This window comes from Ferrimonas sp., assembly GCF_048263965.1.
GTDB lineage: Bacteria > Pseudomonadota > Gammaproteobacteria > Enterobacterales > Shewanellaceae > Ferrimonas.
In genome coordinates this window covers 29,589-48,788 of the sequence record NZ_JBLXDO010000018.1, presented here as the reverse complement: position 1 = coordinate 48,788, position 19,200 = coordinate 29,589, and the positions used below count along the sequence as shown (strand labels likewise).

Sequence of the window (19,200 nt, the reverse complement as noted above, 5' to 3'; positions counted from 1 at the left end):
ATTGCGCGATAAGCAGTGGTTACTCGTCGCTGGCCTCGTCGGCCGCAGGCGCGTCAGCGGCTGGGGCTGGGGCGTCGCCCTCTGCCGCTTGCTCGCCGTCAACCAGCTCGCCTTCCGGCAGCTCAGGCTCTTCGATCTCATCGATGCGCTGCAGACCCACCACCTGTTCGCCCTCCATGGTGCGAATGATGGTAACACCCTGGGTGTTACGGCCCACTTCGGAAACCTCGTGAACCCGGGTACGCACCAGGGTGCCGCCGTCGGTGATCAGCATGATCTCGTCGTTGTCCTGCACCTGTACCGCACCCACCACGGCGCCGTTACGCTCGCTCACCTTGATGGAGATAACCCCCTTGGTGGCCCGGCTCTTGGTTGGGTACTCGGATTCGGCGGTACGCTTACCATAACCGTTCTGGGTCACGGTGAGGATGGCGCCATCGTCTCGAGGAACAATCATGGAGACCACACGGTCCACGTCATCCAGGGCGATGCCGCGCACACCGGTGGCGGTACGACCCATGGAACGGACGTTGGACTCGTCGAAACGCACCACCTTACCGGCGTCGGAGAACAGCATCACTTCGTTGCTGCCATCGGTGATGTCCACGGCGATCAGCTCATCACCCTCGTTGAGGTTGATGGCGCGGATACCGGAAGACAGAGGACGGCTGTAGGCGTCCAGGGCGGTCTTCTTGACGGTGCCCTTGGCGGTAGCAAACACGATGTACTTGCTTGGGTCATACTCACGGACCGGCAGAATCGCCTGAATCACCTCGCCTTCGTCCAGCGGCAGCAGATTCACAATCGGCTTACCACGGGCAGTACGGCTGGCCAGAGGCAGCTGGTACACCTTGAGCCAGTACACCTTACCTGCGTTGGAGAAGCACAGGATAGTGTCGTGGGTGTTGGCCACCAGCAGGCGCTCGATGAAGTCTTCATCCTTCATCTTGGCCGCCGCCTTACCCTTGCCGCCACGACGCTGGGCTTCGTAATCGCTCAGAGGCTGGTACTTACAGTAACCGGCGTGGGACAGGGTCACCACCACGTCTTCTTCGGTGATCAGGTCTTCCAGGGAGATGTCTGCGGAGGCGGAGCTGATCTCGGTCTTACGCTCATCACCGTACTCGGCTCGAATCGCTTCCAGCTCCTCACGGATCACTTCCATCAGGCGCTCTGGGCTGGCAAGGATGTGCATCAGCTCGGCGATCACATTCAGCAGTTCACGGTACTCGTCGAGGATCTTCTCGTGTTCCAGACCGGTCAGCTTCTGCAGACGCAGATCCAGAATCGCCTGGGCCTGAGTCTGAGTCAGGTAGTAGAGGCCGTCACGGATGCCGAACTCTGGGGTCAACCAGTCTGGGCGGGCGGCGTCATCGCCGGCCTTCTCCAGCATGGAGGCCACATTACCCAGCTCCCAACCGCGGGACAGCAAGGCTTCGCGGGCCTCTGCCGGGGTCGGTGAGTGACGAATCAGCTCAATCACAGGGTCGATGTTGGCCAGGGAGATGGCCAGACCTTCGAGGATGTGAGCCCGCTCGCGCGCCTTGCGCAGTTCGTACACAGTACGACGGGTCACCACTTCGCGACGGTGAGTCACGAAGGCATCCAGAGTCTCTTTCAGGTTGAACAGCTTGGGCTGATTGTTGCCCAGTGCCACCATGTTGATGCCGAATACCGTCTGCATCTGAGTCTGAGCATAGAGGTTGTTCAGTACCACTTCCGGCACTTCACCACGCTTCAGTTCAATCACCACGCGCATGCCGTCCTTATCGGACTCATCGCGCAGGCCGGAGATCCCCTCCAGCTTCTTGTCCTTCACCAGCTCGGCGATCTTCTCGATCAAACGGGCCTTGTTCACCTGATAAGGCAGTTCGTGAACAATGATGGACTCTTTGCCGGTGCTGCTGGTTTCCACATCGGACCGGGCACGCACGTAGATCTTGCCGCGACCGGTCTTGTAGGCGTCGATGATCCCCTTGCGGCCATTGATGATGCCGCCGGTGGGGAAGTCGGGACCGGGAATGATCTCAATCAGCTCATCGATGCTGATGTCGCCGTTGTCGATAAAGGCCAGGCAGCCGTCGATCACCTCGGTGAGGTTATGAGGCGGAATGTTGGTGGCCATGCCCACCGCAATACCACTGGAGCCGTTGACCAGCAGGTTTGGCACCTTGGTGGGCAACACCTCTGGAATCTGTTCCGTGCCATCGTAGTTGGGCACGTAGTCCACGGTTTCCTTATCCAAGTCTGCCAGCAGCTCGTGGGAGATCTTGGCCATGCGCACTTCGGTGTATCGCATTGCCGCCGCGGAGTCACCGTCGACGGAACCGAAGTTACCCTGGCCGTCCACCAGGCAGTAACGCAGGGAGAAAGGCTGAGCCATACGCACAATGGTGTCGTAGACCGCACTGTCACCGTGGGGGTGGTATTTACCGATAACGTCACCCACCACACGGGCGGATTTCTTGTAGGGTTTGTTCCAGTCGTTACCCAGGCCGTTCATCGCGAACAGGGTGCGACGGTGAACAGGCTTAAGGCCGTCCCGGACGTCGGGCAATGCACGCCCGACAATCACGCTCATGGCATAGTCGAGATAGGAGCTTTTCAACTCCTCTTCGATATTAATCGGCGTAATTTCGTTAGCCAGATCAGTCATAGACAGATAGTGTCCCCTAAATGCGGCAGAGAATCCCAATTTCCCCGCCGAGCCGGCCAGGCCGGCAAAAACGGTAATTCGGCATTGTAGCACAGACATTGGCGTTGAAAAGCTGCGTTTCTTGCCTCAGGAAACAACGGCTTACAACTGACCAAAAAACGTGCGAAGGCGTGGGTAAAATGTACCATTTTGTGTCTGTTTGAGGTGTTTTCCTCCCAACCCTGTCTTTCTCCCCATCCGGCGCCATCGTATACTGGCGTCATCGGAGCCTGCCGATCAGAGGCTGGCACGCAGTATCTAAAGAAAGGACACAGAATGCAGCAGTCAAACGTCGATCCCGTAGAAGTGGGCAAATTTGAGAAGCTGGCTTCCACCTGGTGGGATCCCATGGGGCACTCCAAGCCTCTGCACCAACTCAACCCCCTTCGCGCCGCCTACATTGAGCGTCACGCCGATGGCCTGTTTGGCAAGCAGGTGCTGGATGTGGGCTGCGGCGGCGGCCTGCTGACCGAAGCCATGGCCAAAGCCGGTGCCCGTGCCACCGGCCTGGACATGGGCGAAGAGCCCATCGAGGTAGCCAGGCTGCATGCCCTGGAGAGTGAGCTGGATATCGACTACCAGCTGTGTACCGCCGAGGCCCACGCCGAACACAAGGGGGCCCACTACGATGTGGTGACCTGCATGGAGATGCTGGAGCATGTGCCCGACCCTGAATCCGTGGTTCGCGCCTGCGCCCAGATGGTCAAACCCGGTGGTCACCTGTACCTATCCACCATCAACAAGACCCCTCTGGCCTACATGACCACCATCGTCGGCGCCGAGCAGATCGTGAAGGTGCTGCCCAAAGGCACCCACGACTACAGCAAGTTCCTGCGCCCCTCCCAGCTGATTCAGTGGTGTGAGCGGGCCGGCCTGCGGGTTCAGCACGCCGACGGCGTTCTCTACAACCCACTGACCGAGACCTTCCGTCTCTCCAGCCGCATGGACATCAACTATATGATTCACGCGGTTAAGCCCAATGAGTAACGCCGCCATCAAGGGGGTGCTGTTCGACCTGGACGGCACCCTGCTGGACACCGCCCTGGATCTGGGCCATGCCGCCAACGTGGCCCTGGCCAAGTTCGGCTACCCCGGCATCACCGACGAGCAGGCTTACCTCTATTCCAGCCATGGTTCCAAGGGTCTGCTCAAGGCGGGCCTCGGGGACAGCTTTCATCGCACCGACATCACGCCGATGCGTGACACCCTGCTGGCCGCCTACGCCGAGCGCATCAGCCACCATACTCGTCCCTATGACGGCATCCCCCCGATGCTCGGCTACCTGGATAAGAACCTGCTGCCCTGGGGGATCATCACCAACAAGCCCGAAGGGCTGGCTCGTCAGTTGCTGGCTCAACAACCTGAGCTCTCTGGCAGTGCCGTTCTGGTGGGAGGCGACACCCTGCCGGTGGCCAAGCCCGACCCTGCTCCACTGCACCTGGGCGCCGAAACGCTGTCTCTGACCCCGGACAGCATCCTCTACGTAGGCGATGCGGAGCGGGATGTGGTGGCCGCCAACCGCGCCGGAATGATCAGTGTGGCCGCCTTGTGGGGCTACATCAGCGAAGAGGATCAGGCCCACACCTGGCCGGCTCACCACCGCTGCGATCGTCCGGAGGATCTGTTCGATCTCATTCGCGATCTGACTCAAAAATAGTCATACGAACCGGGGCAAAAAATTTTTTTTGCCCCGTTGTTTTTGTGAAAAAAACACTTGCATTTTCCTCAGCCCAATGGTGGTAAGGCTTAGCAGAAGCACATATTTTCCCCCACCTAATTATTCACAAGCTTACCCACAATTTGATCACATCCGGACCTATTGCACAGATCCGAAAACCGCCTTATCTTGTAGATCAACCCATCGGCACTACTACATGTAGTGCCCGATAATAAAAACACACACAATCAGGGGTGATTGCCGTTCAAGCGGTGATCGGCAATTCTCAGGTACTCAAACTAAGGATAATGTTTCAGGGACCACCTTTGCCGCAGTGGGTGGCTCTGGAACGAGAAATCGGACATGACTAAATCTCTCCTCATCACTAAACGAAGTGGTAAACAGGAACCCCTGGATCTGGACAAGATCCATCGGGTGATCTACTGGGCCGCTCAGGATCTGAACAATGTGTCTGTCTCCCAGGTCGAACTGGCCAGCCACATCCACTTCTTCGATGGCATGACCACCGAGGCGATCCACGAGACCATCATCAAGGCGGCCGCTGATCTCATCAGCGAGGAGACCCCGGATTATCAGTACCTGGCTGCCCGCCTGGCGGTGTTCCACCTGCGCAAAAAGGCCTATGGCCATTTCGAGCCCCCTCACCTGTATGACCACGTCACCAAGATGGTGGAAACGGGTAAGTACGACCAGCACATCCTCAGCGACTACAGCCGTGAAGAACTCAATGAGCTGAACGATCACATCGACCACTGGCGTGACATGGATTTCTCTTACGCGGCGGTGAAGCAGCTGGAAGGCAAGTACCTGGTGCAGAACCGGGTCACCGGTGAGGTGTTCGAGAGCGCCCAGTTCCTCTACATGCTGGTGTCCGCCTGTCTGTTCGCCAACTACCCCAAGGGCGAACGTCTGGAGTACGTGAAGCGGTTCTACGACGCCACTTCCAAGTTCAAGATCTCCCTGCCCACGCCCATCATGTCCGGCGTGCGCACCCCCACCCGCCAGTTCAGCTCCTGCGTGCTGATTGAGTGTGGTGACAGCCTGGACTCCATCAACGCCACCTCGGCGGCCATCGTCAACTACGTCAGCCAACGTGCCGGCATCGGCATCAACGGCGGCGGCATCCGGGCCCTGGGCAGCCCCATTCGTGGCGGCGAAGCCTTCCACACCGGCTGCCTGCCCTTCTTCAAACACTTCCAGACTGCGGTGAAGTCCTGCTCCCAGGGCGGGGTTCGCGGCGGTGCCGCCACCCTGTTCTATCCCCTGTGGCACCTGGAAGCGGAAGAGCTGCTGGTACTGAAGAACAACCGCGGCACCGACGCCAACCGTATCCGTCACCTGGACTACGGCGTACAAATTAACCGCACCCTGTACCAGCGCCTGATTGACGGCGGCGACATCAGCCTGTTCTCCCCGTCCGACGTACCCGGCCTGTACGATGCCTTCTTCGCCGATCAGGAAGAGTTTGAGCGCCTGTACACCCAGTACGAAGCGGACAGCAGCATTCGCCGCAAGACGGTGAAAGCGGTCAGCCTGTTTGGCCTGCTGATGCAGGAGCGCGCCTCCACCGGCCGCATCTACATCCAGCACGTGGACCACTGCAACACCCACAGCCCCTTCGACCCCAAGGTGGCCCCGGTGAAGCAGTCCAACCTGTGCCTGGAGATCGCCCTGCCCACCAAGCCGCTGAACAGCCTGGACGACCCCAATGGCGAGATTGCCCTGTGCACCCTGTCCGCCTTCAACCTGGGCGCCATCGACGAGTTGAGCGAACTGGAAGAGCTGGCGGATCTGGCGGTTCGTGCCCTGGACAGCCTGCTGGACTACCAGGACTACCCGGTACCGGCCGCCGAGCTGGGCTCCATGAAGCGCCGTACCCTGGGCATCGGGGTGATCAACTTTGCCTACTACCTGGCGAAGAACGGCGCTCGCTACTCCGACGGCAGCGGCAATGCCCTGACCCACAAGGCGTTCGAAGCGATTCAGTATTACCTGCTCAAGGCCTCCAACAATCTGGCCAAGGAGCAAGGGGCCTGTCCGGGCTTCAACGAGACCACCTACGCCCAGGGGCTGCTGCCCATCGATACTTACAAGAAGGCGGTGGACCAGTTCTGCGAAGAGCCGCTGCACCTGGACTGGGAAGCCCTGCGTGCCGACATCCAGGAGTTCGGCCTGCGCAACTCCACCCTGTCCGCGCTGATGCCTTCGGAGACCAGCTCGCAGATCTCCAACGCCACCAACGGCATCGAGCCGCCTCGTGGCCTGGTAAGCGTCAAGGGCTCCAAAGACGGCATCATGAAGCAGGTGGTGCCCGGCATCGAGACCCTCAAGAACCAGTACGAGCTACTGTGGGACATCCCGGACAACACCGGTTACCTGCAACTGGTGGGGATTATGCAGAAGTTCGTCGATCAGGCGATCTCCGCCAACACCAACTACGATCCGGGCCGCTTCAATGAGAACAAGATGCCCATGAACGTCCTGCTCAAGGACTTGATGCTGGCCTACAAGTACGGCCTCAAGACCCTGTACTATCAGAACACCCGGGATGGCCAGTCGGACTCCAGCAGTAAGACCGACGGAGCCGATGATTGCGCCGGCGGCGCCTGTAAGATTTAAGCGGCCGGCTCCGCCTGCGGGGCCGCTCTCTCAGCCAAGGATATGACCATGAGCCACAGATACAGCACCTTTTCCCGGGAAGCCAACAACGCCCTCAAGGAGCCCATGTTCCTGGGTAACCCGGTAAACGTTGCCCGTTACGACCAGCAGAAGCACCCCATCTTCGAAGAGCTGATCGAGAAGCAGCTCTCCTTCTTCTGGCGCCCGGAAGAGGTGGACGTGACCCAGGACCGCATCGATTTTGCCGAGCTGCCGGATCACGAAAAGCACATCTTCCTGTCGAACCTGAAGTACCAGACCCTGCTGGACTCCATCCAGGGCCGCAGCCCCAACGTGGCCCTGCTGCCCCTGGTGTCCCTGCCGGAGTTGGAGACCTGGATTGAGACCTGGTCCTTCTATGAGACCATTCACTCTCGCTCCTACACCCACATCATTCGCAACATCGTCAACGACCCCTCGGTGGTGTTCGACGACATCGTCACCAACAGCGAGATCCAGAAGCGTGCCGGCGACATCTCCGGTTACTACGATGAGCTCATCGATTACACCCAGCGCTACCAGCAGTTTGGCGAGGGGGAGCACCAGGTGGGCGACGAGACCTTCACCATCAGCCGCCGCGAGCTCAAGCGCAAGCTGTACCTGTGCCTGGTGTCCATCAACGTACTGGAAGCGATCCGTTTCTACGTCTCCTTCGCCTGCTCCTTCGCCTTTGCCGAGCGTGAGGTAATGGAGGGCAACGCCAAGATCATCCGCTTTATCGCCCGTGACGAGCAGCTGCACCTGGTGGGCACTCAGCACATGCTGAACCTGATGGCCACCAATCAGGATGATAACGAGATGGCGGAGATCGCCGTGGAGTGCTTCCAGGAGTCTGTGGAGATCTTCCGCCGCGCCGCCGAGCAGGAGAAGGAGTGGGCCGCCTACCTGTTCAAGGATGGCTCCATGCTGGGCCTGAACAAGAAGATCATCGAGGACTACGTGGAGTTCATCACCAACCAGCGGATGAACGCCCTGGGTCTGCCTGAGCTGTTCCCCAAACGCTCCAACCCCCTGCCCTGGATGAGCAAGTGGCTGGAAAGCGATGCGGTACAGGTAGCCCCGCAGGAGGTCGAGGTGTCCTCCTACCTGACCAACCAGATCAAGAACGAAGTGGACCAGGACGATCTGTCCGGGTTTGAACTCTGAGGTTGGCGGACAACAAAACCTTCAAGGTTCAGGTAGGCGAACGGACGCCGGTCAGCCATCAGGGTGACAACACGCCTCTGCTTACCACCCTTGAGGGTCACTACAGTGAGTGCCGCAGTGGCTACTGCGGTGCCTGCAAGACCCGGCTGCTCGAAGGTCGTATCCGCTATCTCTCCACCCCCATGGCCCTGGTCAGGGGTGATGAGATTCTTCCTTGTTGCTGTGTGCCTGAGACGGATCTTCTTTTGGCACCTCAGTGACCACCTGGGCCTCAGTCAGCTCCATGCCGCCATAGCGGTTCATGGGCTGTGCTGGCTGACGCCACTGGTTGAACGCCAGCTGCTTTTCCCGAGCCAGGGTCTCACCTGACTCCCACAAACGCTGACTCTCCAACCAGGCCACCTGTGCCAGCTCCGAGGCGCTGTTGCCCAGAACCTCCATCGCCTGACCCGCTTCGGTCAGGGCCAGCTCCACTCTCTGCTGATTGTCTTCGCTACAGCCGGTCAAACCGGCGAGCGCCAAGAAAACCAGGCCAATTTTGAATGTCTTACGCACCATATTTCGGCCTCCTCCGTTGCCACTCTAGCCTAGTCCAAAATCAGCCGGTTCAGCGGACAATCCGGGGCGTAAATCTTGAAGCGCTTGATTTTTAGGCATCTCTTTCGTCGCAAGTGGATGCAAGCTCTAGCATGTGTCTCCGGCTCTGGTACACTTGCCGCACACTGCTATCACGCTAAAGAGAGTGTTCATGACCGAATCTACCAAGATCCCGCCAGAAGGCGCTTCCGTCGACCTGTTTACCGGCGAGTCCAACCGCATCCTGATTGCCATCCCAGCCCCCAGCCATCCAGAGGTGGAACAGGTTCTGGGTCAGGGCAGCCACGAAGTGAAGGCCGGAGTGATCTACCGCTCCCCTGCCCTGCTGCTCTCCTTTGATTTCGGTAATGGCCTGGTGATGGACTGCCCCTTCGAAGCCAAGAGCCTGGGCGACAAGTTTGTCGAGCCCGAACTGACCGAAGGCCGTTTGCCGCTGATGCTGCAGGTGTTTGATGCGGAAACCGGCGTACTGTTGGGCGAGCGCCCGGTAGAACTGCACCAAGAGAGCTCCTCTACCCTGATGAGCGCCGTCGCCGAGCAGCGTGGCAGCGACTGGCAACACCAGGATTTCATCAGCCAACTGTCTGAGCTGTACAAGATCGAGATGGAGCAGTTCCTGCAGCTGGTGGAACAGCGTCCTCTGCTGCTGAAATAAGGGCTGCGCCGCCGCCCCGAGCCACACGGCAATCAGCCAACCCAAAACAGGAGCCACTTGGGCTCCTGTTTTTGTAGATGGTCACTGCAAATCCTTTATCCAGAAAGGAGGGTTCTCCCTCTCTCAACCGCGCACACAGGCGGCGTAAAACAGACAAACTCACCAAGCCACAAACGCCCAGTTCATCCACAACCGGCACCTTAACCTGAAACGCGATTCCCCCCTTCATGCTGCCTTCCACCCTGGAGCCTGTTCCGGGCCTTGACCCAGGCGGCTGGAAAATGCCCCAAGCTGTTCTAAGCTAAATCGGTGCGTACGAGCTGAGCCGGGTTCCAACCCGCTTTCTATCGGCCATTTCCCCAAATAGGTCTTGATAAGCAATGAATAAAATCATCGCATTGTTTTCGGCGTTCACCGCCGCCTCCTCCTTCGTTTTAGCCGATGAAGGCCCTCTCAAACCTCAGATTGTCTTTAACAATGTCGACATCTTTAACGGCACAGAAAACAAGCTGTACAAAGACCATTATGTGCTCGTGGAAGGAAACCTGATTAAATCCATCTCCTCCAGTGCAATTAGCGTTAGGGACGATGCCCTGGTGATTAATGGGAAAGGCAAAACCCTGACGCCAGGGTTCATAGAAAACCACGCCCATCTGATGTTGATGGGCCCAAATCTTCCGGCGATGGAAGCCGATAAAACCTGGGAAGATTTTGCCATTCACGGTTCACGCATGGCCGAAATGTATCTTATGCAAGGTTTCACCACCGTCCGGGATGCCGGCGGGGCGAATGGCGGCCTGCGCAGAGCCATAGATGGCGGTGACATCATTGGTCCGCGTTTTTATCCCTCAGGTGCTTTTCTGAGTACCCGGGGAGGCCATGCAGACTTTGCCAATTTTTCTGCCCCTGTTGGTGCCGAAACCAACTTCGGCCGCCTCAACCTTTCTCAAGAAGTGGACAGCGTGGCAGAAGTTAAAAAATACGGTCGAAACAACTTCCGTATGGGCGCGACTCAGCTGAAATACATGCAGTCTGGCGGGGTAGTGTCCGCATTCGACCCATGGCAGTTACTGGCTGGTTCCCCGGAAGAGATCGCGGCCGCGGTCGAGGTGGCCAACAGCTACGGCAGTTATGTAATGGCGCACTCTTACCGTAAAGAGGCCATTCTCAGCGCTCTGGAGTCCGGTGTGATGTCGATTGAGCATGGTTTCGCCTTTGACTGTGACATTGCCAAAGTCATGAACAAAAAAGGCGCGTATATCACCACCAACCTGACCGCCTTTGACCCTGGTCTTCTGGATATTCCGGCGGTAAAGAATGTTCCCTCCAGCCTGGCGAAAGCGAAGTCTGCCACCGAAACTTTCCGCAACTACATCCCGAACATGAAGAAATGTCCGGTCAAGCGCGGCTTCCAAACTGACTGCGTCGGTTCAGTCGATGCGTGCAACATCCAGATTGCCTATGAAAAACACCTGAATCACGAGTTTTTTGGCGCCTTCCAATCCATGGTGACTTTGACGTCCATCGGCGGTGAGATCTCTCAGCTTTCTGGCGACTTTACCAACCCCTACCCTGAGGGAAAGCTTGGGGTGATCGAGGTTGGGGCATACGCAGACATTCTGTTGCTGGACGGAAACCCCCTGGAGGACTTTTCCGTTGTGGGCACAGGAACCAAATGGTTTGATGCCGAACCCCGCCCCGCCAGCCCTGAAACCATCAGACTGATCATGAAAGACGGTGTGATCTACAAGAACACCTTAAACCCCTGAACACCCTGAAGAGCCGCCCTTTATCAAGGGCGGTGCGTATTAAAGGCGCCGTTGACGGCGTCGAGCAATACTCCGAGGAGCAGCCAGATGACGAAACCCTACCTGCCATTGCTGGCCATCATGCTCGCGGCAAACGTACAGGCCTCTGTTATTGACCTGGATTGGCAACAGCTTCGCCCTCAGACCCAAGCCGAATCGGTTTCCTTGCCAACATTAACCGAGAGACAGAAGCGGCAACTGCAACGGTTTCTGACACTCAGAAGTTCTAACGTACCTTCGGACCAAGCCACCGCCGCATCACTAGAAAAGGATTTAGCGTCTGAGGGGTTAGATGCAGACCATCTTTTGGCACTCAGAAACAAATACATAGAGCAACAACAACTGGCGGCCTCCGCCCTAACTCGCCGTTTTGACGGCCAACAAGTACGCATTCCTGGCTTCTTAATCCCTCTGGAGTATTCCTCAGAAGCCCTGGTCGTCACAGAGTTTCTGCTGGTGCCTTACGCTGGAGCCTGTATTCATATGCCACCGCCTCCGGCAAACCAGATCGTGCTGGTATCGTTTCCCGGCGGCTACAAGCTCAGAAACGCCAAGTACCCTGTCTGGGTAGAGGGAACACTGACGTCTCAGCTTGAGACTGAAAGCGTCTATATCGTCGATGGAACCCGTGATTTAACCATGGGCTACCGAATGAATGCGTCTTTGGTTGAGGACTACGACTGACGACTTTAACCAAAATAGTTACACAGGCTAACGCAAACTGGCTCTTGGTTCTTATCATGCCGAGACAATCATTTTGCCCAAACAGGCATTACTTTAACTCAGGTACTGTATGGCCCGCCATTTTTGCCAACTCACGTGTAAAACACTACGCTAGAGTTAACGAGCAACGGCTTAGCAAGATTGAAAAATCCACTGTCCAAAGGAAACTGTGAAAGCAGTCTTTTTCCCTCGTGCCACTATGCCTGTTTGCGACACATGGCCCCCACCTCAGGATTAGTGGCCATGTATGCGGGGTTAACATTACTTCGGAACAAATGGAGCACAGGGTTCACCTAACCTTTTAGGTTAAAACTGCCCTTAATAAATTCAACCTCTTTATAGCAAAGTGACCTGATCTTTTCCAACCACTCTTTTTCCAGCTCTTTTTCAAATGCAAAAAAAGCTTGTTTCTTATCCATGTATCCCTTGAGCTTCTTGGCAAATTCAGGATCTGTCTTTGAACAATAGCTGTAGTTTTCACTGATGTCTTGGTAAGCGCTCTTAGTTAAAATCTTAGATGACTCATTCATGTCAGCAATTTTGTCATTAGCTCCCTGATAACAATGCTCTGCTTGATCCAGGACTTTCTTAACACTCTGCTCAGCCGCCTTGCCATATTTGTTAAAGTATTCGACAAGCTCCTCTTTAGATCCATAGTATTTATGGTAGGGATTGGCGTCGACATAATTCCTCTTATAATACGCTTCAACTTCAGAAAGATAACCTTTATATTTTTGCTCTATACGGTCTATTCTATCCATTGCATCGTTAGATTTTCGCTTACTGCAAACTTTTGATAGCTCGATAGCCTTGCTTGTAAATTCATACTCATCGTTACACTTATTTTTTAGAGTGGCTATCCTTTCATTAACCATGTGGTCATGAAAATATTGATAAGAATCTCGCTTGTCATAATATTTCTTTAGTTCCTTTCTAAAGTGACTGTCACCGCTGTCAGCACACTGCTCATAGGTGTGGCTCAAAATTTTTGACAGAATAGCCGAATCCCTCTTATATTCTTTCATGCGCGCGGTGTACATTTCAATTTCTTGAAAACACCCTTCCATGCTATTTATTGACGATGAGGCCATGAGCTCTACAACAAAACCGTTGGCGACTATTGCCTTTGAAAACTTTTCTGAAGATTCATATATTTCATAAACAGGCGTCCTTTCGTAAAACAGCTCATCTGTATATTGAGACACTCCGGTAAGATAAAATCGAAAAGCCTTATACATGGCATCATGCTCTTTCATCGCCTGCTTTGCGTACTCGATATCGCACGAAGCAAAAGAGGCGTTCGCAATGACTAGACCAAGAACTGCAGATAAAACCTTTTTCAATTTCTTCTCCCAAGCAATGTCAGATTGATTAATAGCTTACATCATGCACCTGTTGTTGTTTGGGCCAAATCAACCTTTGACTTTACTGTCTTGAATCAGCCCAAACTCTTAAATCTGTTCTGCCTGCTTCACCACCTCTGTGCAGCCGGAGATCACCATATCCAGGTACCCCTCGCCAAACAGGTTGAGGTGGTTGAGTTGATGATAGAGGTTGTACAACGCTTGCCGGCGTTGCCAGCCCTGCGCCAGCGGCAAGATACTGTCATAGCCCTGATAGAAAGAGGGCGAGAAGCCGCCGAATAAGTGGGTCATGGCGAGATCGGTTTCCCGGTCACCCAGGTAACAGGCGGGGTCGAAGATAACCGGACGGTTTCCATCAAAGCCGGCATTGCCTCGCCACAAGTCGCCGTGAAGCAACGACGGTCGTGGTTTGTGGTCCGCCAGCAAGGTGTCGCTGGCGTTTTTCAGGGGTTGTAGCCAGCGACGAAGTCTCGGCGCGCCCGCTTCGATGGCCCAGCTAAGCTGTGGTTCCAATCGACGTTGCCACCAGAAACTCTGCCAACTGTCGTGCCAACCATTGAGCTGCAGTGTGGTGCCGATATGGTTGTCATTGTGCCAGCCGTAGCGTCTGTCTTTGGGCATTTGTTGATGCAGTTTGGCCAAGGCCTGCCCCAGGGCATGTTCATCGCTCGGTCGCCCCAGTTCCATCCAGGGCAATACCAGGTATTGCCAACCCTCGGCGTCGCCCCAGCACAGGGGCTGAGGCGCGATGTCGCCCAGGGCAATCAGCCCCTCGGCTTCCTCCTTGAACAGGGCACCGTGGTTAAGGCGATTGACCTTCACAAACCATCGACGCAGGCCATCACTGACTGAGTAGGCCTGGTTGATGTCGCCACCGGTGACCGGCCGCGGAGCAGACAGAGACACTGGGGCATTCAGGGCATCGGCCATTCCCTGCTCTACCGCAGCCCAGGAGAGGCTCACGTGGCGAGCCCTTCAAGGTAGAGATCTGCGGCTGCGGCACCCATCTCATAGCCCTGGCCCAACAACGTCGAATCCTTGGTAAGGCGACCTACGGGAAACTCCGGAGGCGGTTGGATCAAGCGAATGGTGCAGCCTTCTGGCGGAGTAGTTAGGAAGTTTAAGGTGCGGTTGTAATGATGATGACGCTGCAGCATCGCCTCACCCAGCTCCGGATGACGACGAAACGCCCAGCGCATCAGAGCGGGGAAGCGTGGCGCCGACTTCAGATAGCCGGCGCCTTGAGACAATACCACGGTAATCTCGGTAAACCCCGCCTGCCAGGCGGCCTCTACCGGAATCGAGTCTGACACCCCGCCATCTGTGTAGGCTTCCCCTCCCAGAGACACAAAATCTCGATAGGCCAGCGGCAGAGAGCAGGAAGCTTTCATCGCCATCGCCAGATTGTGACGGTCGGCTTTCAGTTGCAACGGTGCAGCATCGCTGGCCCGGGTCAGGCCGATATAGAGAGGAATGCCACGGGCTTCGAAGGCATCGAAGTCAAATGGCAATTCGGTCAATGTAATGGGCCAGAGCCAGTCGAGATCCAGTAGGTGACCGCCGCGCGCAAATCGCCAGGGATTGATGAACTCAGGCCTACAGGAATAGTCCTCAATCACTTTGCGGGTTCGGCCTCGTTGCCCGGACAAATAGGAGGCCAGTGCAGTAGAGCCTGCTGAGACACCAAAGCAGCCATCGAACGCAAAATGCTCTCTTTCGATAAACCTGTCCAGCACCCCGGCCGCAAAGATGCCCCGCATGGCACCGCCCTCGACAACAAGGGCGTGCCTTCTGGGGCTTAGAATGGCAGCACCGTCCCTGTCCTGGGTCATCCCTACTCCTTGTCGACAGTCACTGTAAACACCGGTGTGGGACTCAGCAGGCTCTGCACCACCTTGTGCAATCTGGCCAGTTCCATCTTCACCGTGGTCTGATCCGCGCCGAAGAAGCTCATCTCCAGCTGCATCTCCCCATCCAGGTATTGGCTGGACATCACGTTGGAGTCGGAGATCGCCGAGTCCATGTACTGTTCAAACAGGCGCTCCAGCCCGGAAACATGCTGAGGCTCCAGTTTGAAGCTCACCCTCAGTCGGATCAGGGCAAACTCTGTGGTCTCATGCCCTTCAAATCCAGGTAATACCATCTATCGATTCCTGTGTTTCACTCAGTTGCACCAGTCTAACCCACACAAAAGGGCCTGTTGACCCTTGTGTCTCACATTTGTGGCCGAGTCAGCTCAGTCCTGCTCGCGGGCTTCGTAGGCGGTCAGGGTGTTGTTCAGCAGACCGGCAATGGTCATGGGGCCCACGCCACCCGGAACCGGAGTGATGGCGGCTGCGATGGGCGCCACCTGGTCGAAATCGACATCGCCCACCAGACGGGTACCCTCTTCGGTGCTGATGCGGTTAATGCCCACATCGATCACCACAGCACCGGGTTTCACCCAGCTGGCGTCCACCATCTGCGGCCGACCCACGGCCACCACAAGGATGTCTGCCTGGCGGGCCAGTTCGGCACCATTGCTGCTGCGGGAGTGGACTATGGTGACACTGCAATCTTCGGCCAGGAACAGCTGAGCGGCAGGTTTGCCGACGATGTTGGAACGACCCACCACCACCACATGCTTACCGGTCAGGTCCCCCAACTCCTCCTTGGCGAGGATGACGCAACCAGCCGGAGTGCAGGGCACCAGGGCACGCTTGTCACCGATCCCCAGCAGGCCCACGTTGACCGGGTGGAAACCGTCTACGTCCTTGGCCGGAGAAATCTGCTTGAGGATGCGTCCCTCATCCAGATGCTTTGGCAGAGGAAGTTGCACCAGAATGCCATCTATCTGCTCATCCTGATTCAAATCGCCCAGCAGACCCAGCAGATCCGTTTCGGTGGTCTGCTCACTGAGGCGGTGCTCCACACTGAGGATCCCCGCCTGTTCGCAGCGACGAATCTTGTTGCGCACATAGACGTCACTGGCCGGATTGTCCCCCACCATCACCACCGCCAGGCCCGGAGGGCGCTTGTCGGCATCGGTCAGGGCACGGACCCTGTGGGCCACCTGGTTCACCTGATCATCGGCGATGCGCCGTCCATCGATTCGCTTGGGCTGATTCATGCTGCTCCTTTGGGTGGAATTTGAAAAAACGCCCCATCTTAGAGCAAGGGATCAACCCTGCTCCATAGGGGAGGTTGCGACCGCTGGTTTTCTGGTCGTTTTGAGGGTTCGGTATTTCATTAAGAGAAACAAGGATTACGATCCTTTATGAAGGAATACCTGGAAAGATATTGATTTGGGTCAACTACTTAATTACCTTCAGGGGTAACTTAGGTGAAAAGTTAGCCTCCCATCTCAGGGGCGCAGGAGCGCCTCCCGGGCCACAAGGAAGGAGCGGCAGATGAGCTACTTTGTAACCGGAGCCACTGGCTTGCTGGGACGGCAACTGATCCGTCGGTTGCTCAGCGGTGGCGACACCCTCTACTGCCTGGTCCGGGATCAGGCGGCACAGACTCGTCTTGAAGATTTGGCCAAGGAGCTCAATGCTGCCGACCAGATCCGCCCCGTTGCGGGCAGCCTGAAAGATCCCGCCCTGGGATTGTCCGAGGCCGATCGTGTCGAACTCAAAGGACGCATCAAGCACTTTATCCACCTGGCCGCCTACAACGACTTTCGTCGCGATGGCAACGAGGTGGTCAAGGCCAATGTCCAGGCTACGGAAGCCGCTTTAGCCTGCGCCGGGGAGCTGGATGCCGGCTGCTTCCATCATCTGAGTTCCATTGCCGCCGCCGGCCTCTACCGGGGCTGCTTCGACGAATCGATGTTCTCCGAGGCTGAGCAGCTCACTCACCCCTACTTCCTCTCCAAACACCTTTGCGAGAAGGTGGTCCGCCAGCAGCAAGGGATGCCTTGGCGCATCTACCGCTCCGGCATCCTGGTGGGCGACAGTCAGACCGGGGAGGCAAACGGCATCCAGGGGCCCTATTACTTCTTCAAGCTGCTGCAAAAGATGCGTAACGCCCTGCCCAGTTGGTTCCCCCTGGTGGGCTTCGAAGGCGGGCCCATCAACATCGTGCCGGTGGACTACGTGGCCGAGGCCATGGCCTACCTGATCCGCCAGCCACAGCTGGAGATGCAGTGCTTCCATCTGACCGACCCCAGACCCTACAACGCCGGCCAGGTACTGAACCTGCTTTCACAGGCAGGACACGGTCCCACCCTGTCTCTGGGACTGAATCTCAAACTCTCCAGCCTGCTGCCCCAGCCCTGGTTGCAGCTGGCCAGCCAGTACCCGCCGCTGGTAAAACTGGCCCGGCGCATATTGAGTGATTACGGCATACCACAGGAAACCCTGAGCCTGCTCAATTACCCCACTCGCTTCGACGCCCAGGCCACCCAGGCGCTGCTGCGCAAAGAGGGGATCAGCTGCCCGGATCTGGCCAGCTATGTGGTACCCCTTTGGGACTACTGGGAGCGGCATCTGGATCCTGACCTGTTCCTGGACGACAGCCTGCGCGAGCGCCTGACCAACAAGGTGGTATTGATCTCCGGCGCCAGCTCCGGCATTGGCAAAGCCACCGCCCTGAGGCTGGCGCCCTTTGGTGCAAAATTACTGCTGCTGGGCAGAAGTGCCGAGCGGCTTGCGGAGACCGAGCAGCAGGTTCGTATGCTTGGCGGCAAGGCGCTGACCTTCACCTGCGATCTCACCGATGAGCAGGTCACCCATGACTTGGTGAAAAAGATACTGGGTGCCCATGAGCGGGTGGACCTGCTGATCAACTGCGCCGGGCGCTCCATTCGTCGCTCTGTGGCCGCCTCCACCGAGCGCATCCACGACTATGAACGCACCATGGCGATCAACTACTTCGGTGCCCTGAGGCTGATCCTTGGCTGTCTACCCGCCATGGCCGACGCCGAGTCCGGCCAGGTGATCAACGTCTCCTCCATCGGTGTACTCACCAATGCCCCTAGGTTCAGCGCCTATGTGGCCTCAAACGCCGCCCTGGAATCCTTCTGCCGCTGCGCCGCGGCGGAATACTCAGACCTGGGAGTACGCTTTACCACCATCAACATGCCGCTGGTGGACACCCCGATGATCGCCCCCATCCAGCTTTACCAAGCGGTGCCAACCTTGAGCGCCGAGCAAGCAGCAGACCTGATCGCCACCGCAATCGTGCACAGACCCAAGCGTATCGCCACCCGCCTTGGCGTGGCCGGTGCGGTGATGCACGCCCTCTCCCCAAGGCTGGCGGAGATCGTGATGAATATGCTCTACCGGATGTTCCCTGAGTCCGGAGAGATGCAAGAAGAAAAACTGAATTACAGCCAACAGCAACAGATGATTGGCCTGGCAGCAATGCTCCGGGGCATTCACTTTTAGGAGAAACGATGAAATTGGAACTCACCCACACCTATGCCTGCTCCACCGATGAACTGCTGCGCTACTTCAGCGAGTCGGAGCTGATACAAGAGAAGTATGAGGCCCTCGGGTGTCACAAGGTGCGTATTCCTCAACATCTGAATCAGGATGACGTGCTGACTCTGGCGACCAAGCGGGAAGTAGCAAGCAATGTCCCAGCGGTGCTCAAGCGACTGTTGGGTTCACAGAACATGGTGAAGCAGGAGGAGCAGTGGCAACTGGGCCAGGGACCTGTCTACCGCTGTGAGATGTCAGTGGAGCTGGTGGGTGTTCCCATCAAGATCACCGGCACCATGACGTTTGAGCCCGCGGATAGCGGCTGCGTCAATCGGGTAGATATGCAGATGAAGAGCGCCCTGCCCTTTATCGGCAACAAGCTGACTCGCTTTGTCCACGACGAAATTGAGCGCATGGCCAACGCCGAGTGGCGCTACCTGCAAACACAGCTGACCACAGAGCCCGCCTGAT

17 protein-coding genes are annotated in these 19,200 nt (G+C 56.9%); 10 read left to right on the top strand and 7 right to left on the bottom strand.

The genetic code is table 11. The features are described from left to right. Positions 1-19 precede the first annotated feature (19 nt). Positions 20-2,656 (bottom strand): DNA gyrase subunit A, encoded by a 2,637-nt coding sequence (gene gyrA, locus ACN0RV_RS14865; RefSeq protein ID WP_417348732.1) that lies wholly within the window; start codon positions 2,654-2,656, stop codon positions 20-22. A gap of 315 nt (positions 2,657-2,971) precedes the next feature. Here gyrA and ubiG point away from each other — a divergent pair, with 315 nt between their 5' ends. The 5 genes from ubiG (at position 2,972) to yfaE (ending at position 8,437) form a co-directional block, all read left to right on the top strand. Continuing rightward, positions 2,972-3,682, top strand: a complete 711-nt coding sequence (ubiG, locus tag ACN0RV_RS14860) for a bifunctional 2-polyprenyl-6-hydroxyphenol methylase/3-demethylubiquinol 3-O-methyltransferase UbiG (protein WP_286339094.1) — start codon at positions 2,972-2,974, stop codon at positions 3,680-3,682. Beyond that, on the top strand, positions 3,675-4,352 hold the full coding sequence (locus ACN0RV_RS14855) for an HAD family hydrolase (protein ID WP_417348730.1): 678 nt from the start codon (positions 3,675-3,677) through the stop codon (positions 4,350-4,352). The genes ubiG and ACN0RV_RS14855 overlap by 8 nt, the downstream gene beginning before the upstream one ends. Before the next feature lie 363 nt (positions 4,353-4,715). Further along, the gene (gene nrdA, locus ACN0RV_RS14850; protein WP_417348728.1) at positions 4,716-6,992 is read left to right on the top strand and encodes a class 1a ribonucleoside-diphosphate reductase subunit alpha; all 2,277 of its coding nucleotides are present in this window, start codon (positions 4,716-4,718) and stop codon (positions 6,990-6,992) included. A gap of 48 nt (positions 6,993-7,040) precedes the next feature. Continuing rightward, positions 7,041-8,177 (top strand): class Ia ribonucleoside-diphosphate reductase subunit beta, encoded by a 1,137-nt coding sequence (gene nrdB, locus ACN0RV_RS14845; RefSeq protein ID WP_417348727.1) that lies wholly within the window; start codon positions 7,041-7,043, stop codon positions 8,175-8,177. Between the two features lie 2 nt (positions 8,178-8,179). After that, positions 8,180-8,437 (top strand): class I ribonucleotide reductase maintenance protein YfaE, encoded by a 258-nt coding sequence (yfaE, locus tag ACN0RV_RS14840; protein WP_417348725.1) that lies wholly within the window; start codon positions 8,180-8,182, stop codon positions 8,435-8,437. Here yfaE and ACN0RV_RS14835 read toward each other — a convergent pair. Then, positions 8,370-8,735: a hypothetical protein gene (locus ACN0RV_RS14835; RefSeq protein ID WP_417348723.1), complete on the bottom strand. Its 366-nt coding sequence runs from the start codon at positions 8,733-8,735 to the stop codon at positions 8,370-8,372. The two genes, yfaE and ACN0RV_RS14835, sit on opposite strands and share 68 nt — an antisense overlap. A gap of 190 nt (positions 8,736-8,925) precedes the next feature. Here ACN0RV_RS14835 and ACN0RV_RS14830 point away from each other — a divergent pair, with 190 nt between their 5' ends. From ACN0RV_RS14830 to ACN0RV_RS14820, 3 genes are all read left to right on the top strand, one after another. After that, positions 8,926-9,429 carry a hypothetical protein gene (locus tag ACN0RV_RS14830; protein WP_417348722.1) on the top strand — a complete coding sequence of 168 codons (504 nt, stop codon included), beginning with the start codon at positions 8,926-8,928 and terminating at the stop codon, positions 9,427-9,429. A gap of 380 nt (positions 9,430-9,809) precedes the next feature. Beyond that, positions 9,810-11,198, top strand: coding sequence for an amidohydrolase family protein (locus ACN0RV_RS14825; protein ID WP_417348720.1), 1,389 nt, complete (start codon positions 9,810-9,812; stop codon positions 11,196-11,198). Between the two features lie 87 nt (positions 11,199-11,285). Next, positions 11,286-11,921, top strand: a complete 636-nt coding sequence (locus ACN0RV_RS14820; protein WP_417348718.1) for a DUF3299 domain-containing protein — start codon at positions 11,286-11,288, stop codon at positions 11,919-11,921. A gap of 332 nt (positions 11,922-12,253) precedes the next feature. Here ACN0RV_RS14820 and ACN0RV_RS14815 read toward each other — a convergent pair whose 3' ends face one another. From ACN0RV_RS14815 to folD, 5 genes are all read right to left on the bottom strand, one after another. Continuing rightward, positions 12,254-13,303 (bottom strand): hypothetical protein, encoded by a 1,050-nt coding sequence (locus ACN0RV_RS14815; RefSeq protein ID WP_417348716.1) that lies wholly within the window; start codon positions 13,301-13,303, stop codon positions 12,254-12,256. Positions 13,304-13,411: 108 nt separating this feature from the next. Beyond that, a complete protein-coding gene (locus tag ACN0RV_RS14810; protein ID WP_417348714.1) occupies positions 13,412-14,287 on the bottom strand; it encodes a fructosamine kinase family protein in 876 nt (291 codons plus the stop codon). Continuing rightward, on the bottom strand, positions 14,284-15,156 hold the full coding sequence (locus ACN0RV_RS14805; protein ID WP_417348712.1) for a patatin-like phospholipase family protein: 873 nt from the start codon (positions 15,154-15,156) through the stop codon (positions 14,284-14,286). Before ACN0RV_RS14805 ends, ACN0RV_RS14810 begins: the two co-directional genes overlap by 4 nt. Before the next feature lie 2 nt (positions 15,157-15,158). Continuing rightward, positions 15,159-15,467: a hypothetical protein gene (locus tag ACN0RV_RS14800; RefSeq protein ID WP_417348710.1), complete on the bottom strand. Its 309-nt coding sequence runs from the start codon at positions 15,465-15,467 to the stop codon at positions 15,159-15,161. A 93-nt stretch (positions 15,468-15,560) separates the two neighbouring features. Continuing rightward, a complete protein-coding gene (gene folD / locus ACN0RV_RS14795; RefSeq protein ID WP_417348708.1) occupies positions 15,561-16,433 on the bottom strand; it encodes a bifunctional methylenetetrahydrofolate dehydrogenase/methenyltetrahydrofolate cyclohydrolase FolD in 873 nt (290 codons plus the stop codon). Positions 16,434-16,713: 280 nt separating this feature from the next. Here folD and ACN0RV_RS14790 point away from each other — a divergent pair, with 280 nt between their 5' ends. Further along, positions 16,714-18,693 carry an SDR family oxidoreductase gene (locus ACN0RV_RS14790; protein ID WP_417348707.1) on the top strand — a complete coding sequence of 660 codons (1,980 nt, stop codon included), beginning with the start codon at positions 16,714-16,716 and terminating at the stop codon, positions 18,691-18,693. A gap of 8 nt (positions 18,694-18,701) precedes the next feature. Beyond that, the gene (locus tag ACN0RV_RS14785) at positions 18,702-19,199 is read left to right on the top strand and encodes a DUF2505 domain-containing protein (RefSeq protein ID WP_417348705.1); all 498 of its coding nucleotides are present in this window, start codon (positions 18,702-18,704) and stop codon (positions 19,197-19,199) included. Position 19,200: the final 1 nt, after the last annotated feature.

Coding starts and splice junctions, on each gene's coding strand:
- ACN0RV_RS14820 (WP_417348718.1), top strand. CDS start 11,286: ATGACGAAACCCTACCTGCCATTGCTGGCCATCATGCTCGCGGCAAAC.
- ACN0RV_RS14785 (WP_417348705.1), top strand. CDS start 18,702: ATGAAATTGGAACTCACCCACACCTATGCCTGCTCCACCGATGAACTG.
- folD (WP_417348708.1), bottom strand. CDS start 16,433: ATGAATCAGCCCAAGCGAATCGATGGACGGCGCATCGCCGATGATCAG.
- ACN0RV_RS14830 (WP_417348722.1), top strand. CDS start 8,926: ATGACCGAATCTACCAAGATCCCGCCAGAAGGCGCTTCCGTCGACCTG.
- nrdA (WP_417348728.1), top strand. CDS start 4,716: ATGACTAAATCTCTCCTCATCACTAAACGAAGTGGTAAACAGGAACCC.
- nrdB (WP_417348727.1), top strand. CDS start 7,041: ATGAGCCACAGATACAGCACCTTTTCCCGGGAAGCCAACAACGCCCTC.
- ACN0RV_RS14790 (WP_417348707.1), top strand. CDS start 16,714: ATGAGCTACTTTGTAACCGGAGCCACTGGCTTGCTGGGACGGCAACTG.
- ACN0RV_RS14805 (WP_417348712.1), bottom strand. CDS start 15,156: ATGACCCAGGACAGGGACGGTGCTGCCATTCTAAGCCCCAGAAGGCAC.
- ACN0RV_RS14800 (WP_417348710.1), bottom strand. CDS start 15,467: ATGGTATTACCTGGATTTGAAGGGCATGAGACCACAGAGTTTGCCCTG.
- ubiG (WP_286339094.1), top strand. CDS start 2,972: ATGCAGCAGTCAAACGTCGATCCCGTAGAAGTGGGCAAATTTGAGAAG.
- ACN0RV_RS14825 (WP_417348720.1), top strand. CDS start 9,810: ATGAATAAAATCATCGCATTGTTTTCGGCGTTCACCGCCGCCTCCTCC.
- ACN0RV_RS14835 (WP_417348723.1), bottom strand. CDS start 8,735: ATGGTGCGTAAGACATTCAAAATTGGCCTGGTTTTCTTGGCGCTCGCC.
- ACN0RV_RS14855 (WP_417348730.1), top strand. CDS start 3,675: ATGAGTAACGCCGCCATCAAGGGGGTGCTGTTCGACCTGGACGGCACC.
- gyrA (WP_417348732.1), bottom strand. CDS start 2,656: ATGACTGATCTGGCTAACGAAATTACGCCGATTAATATCGAAGAGGAG.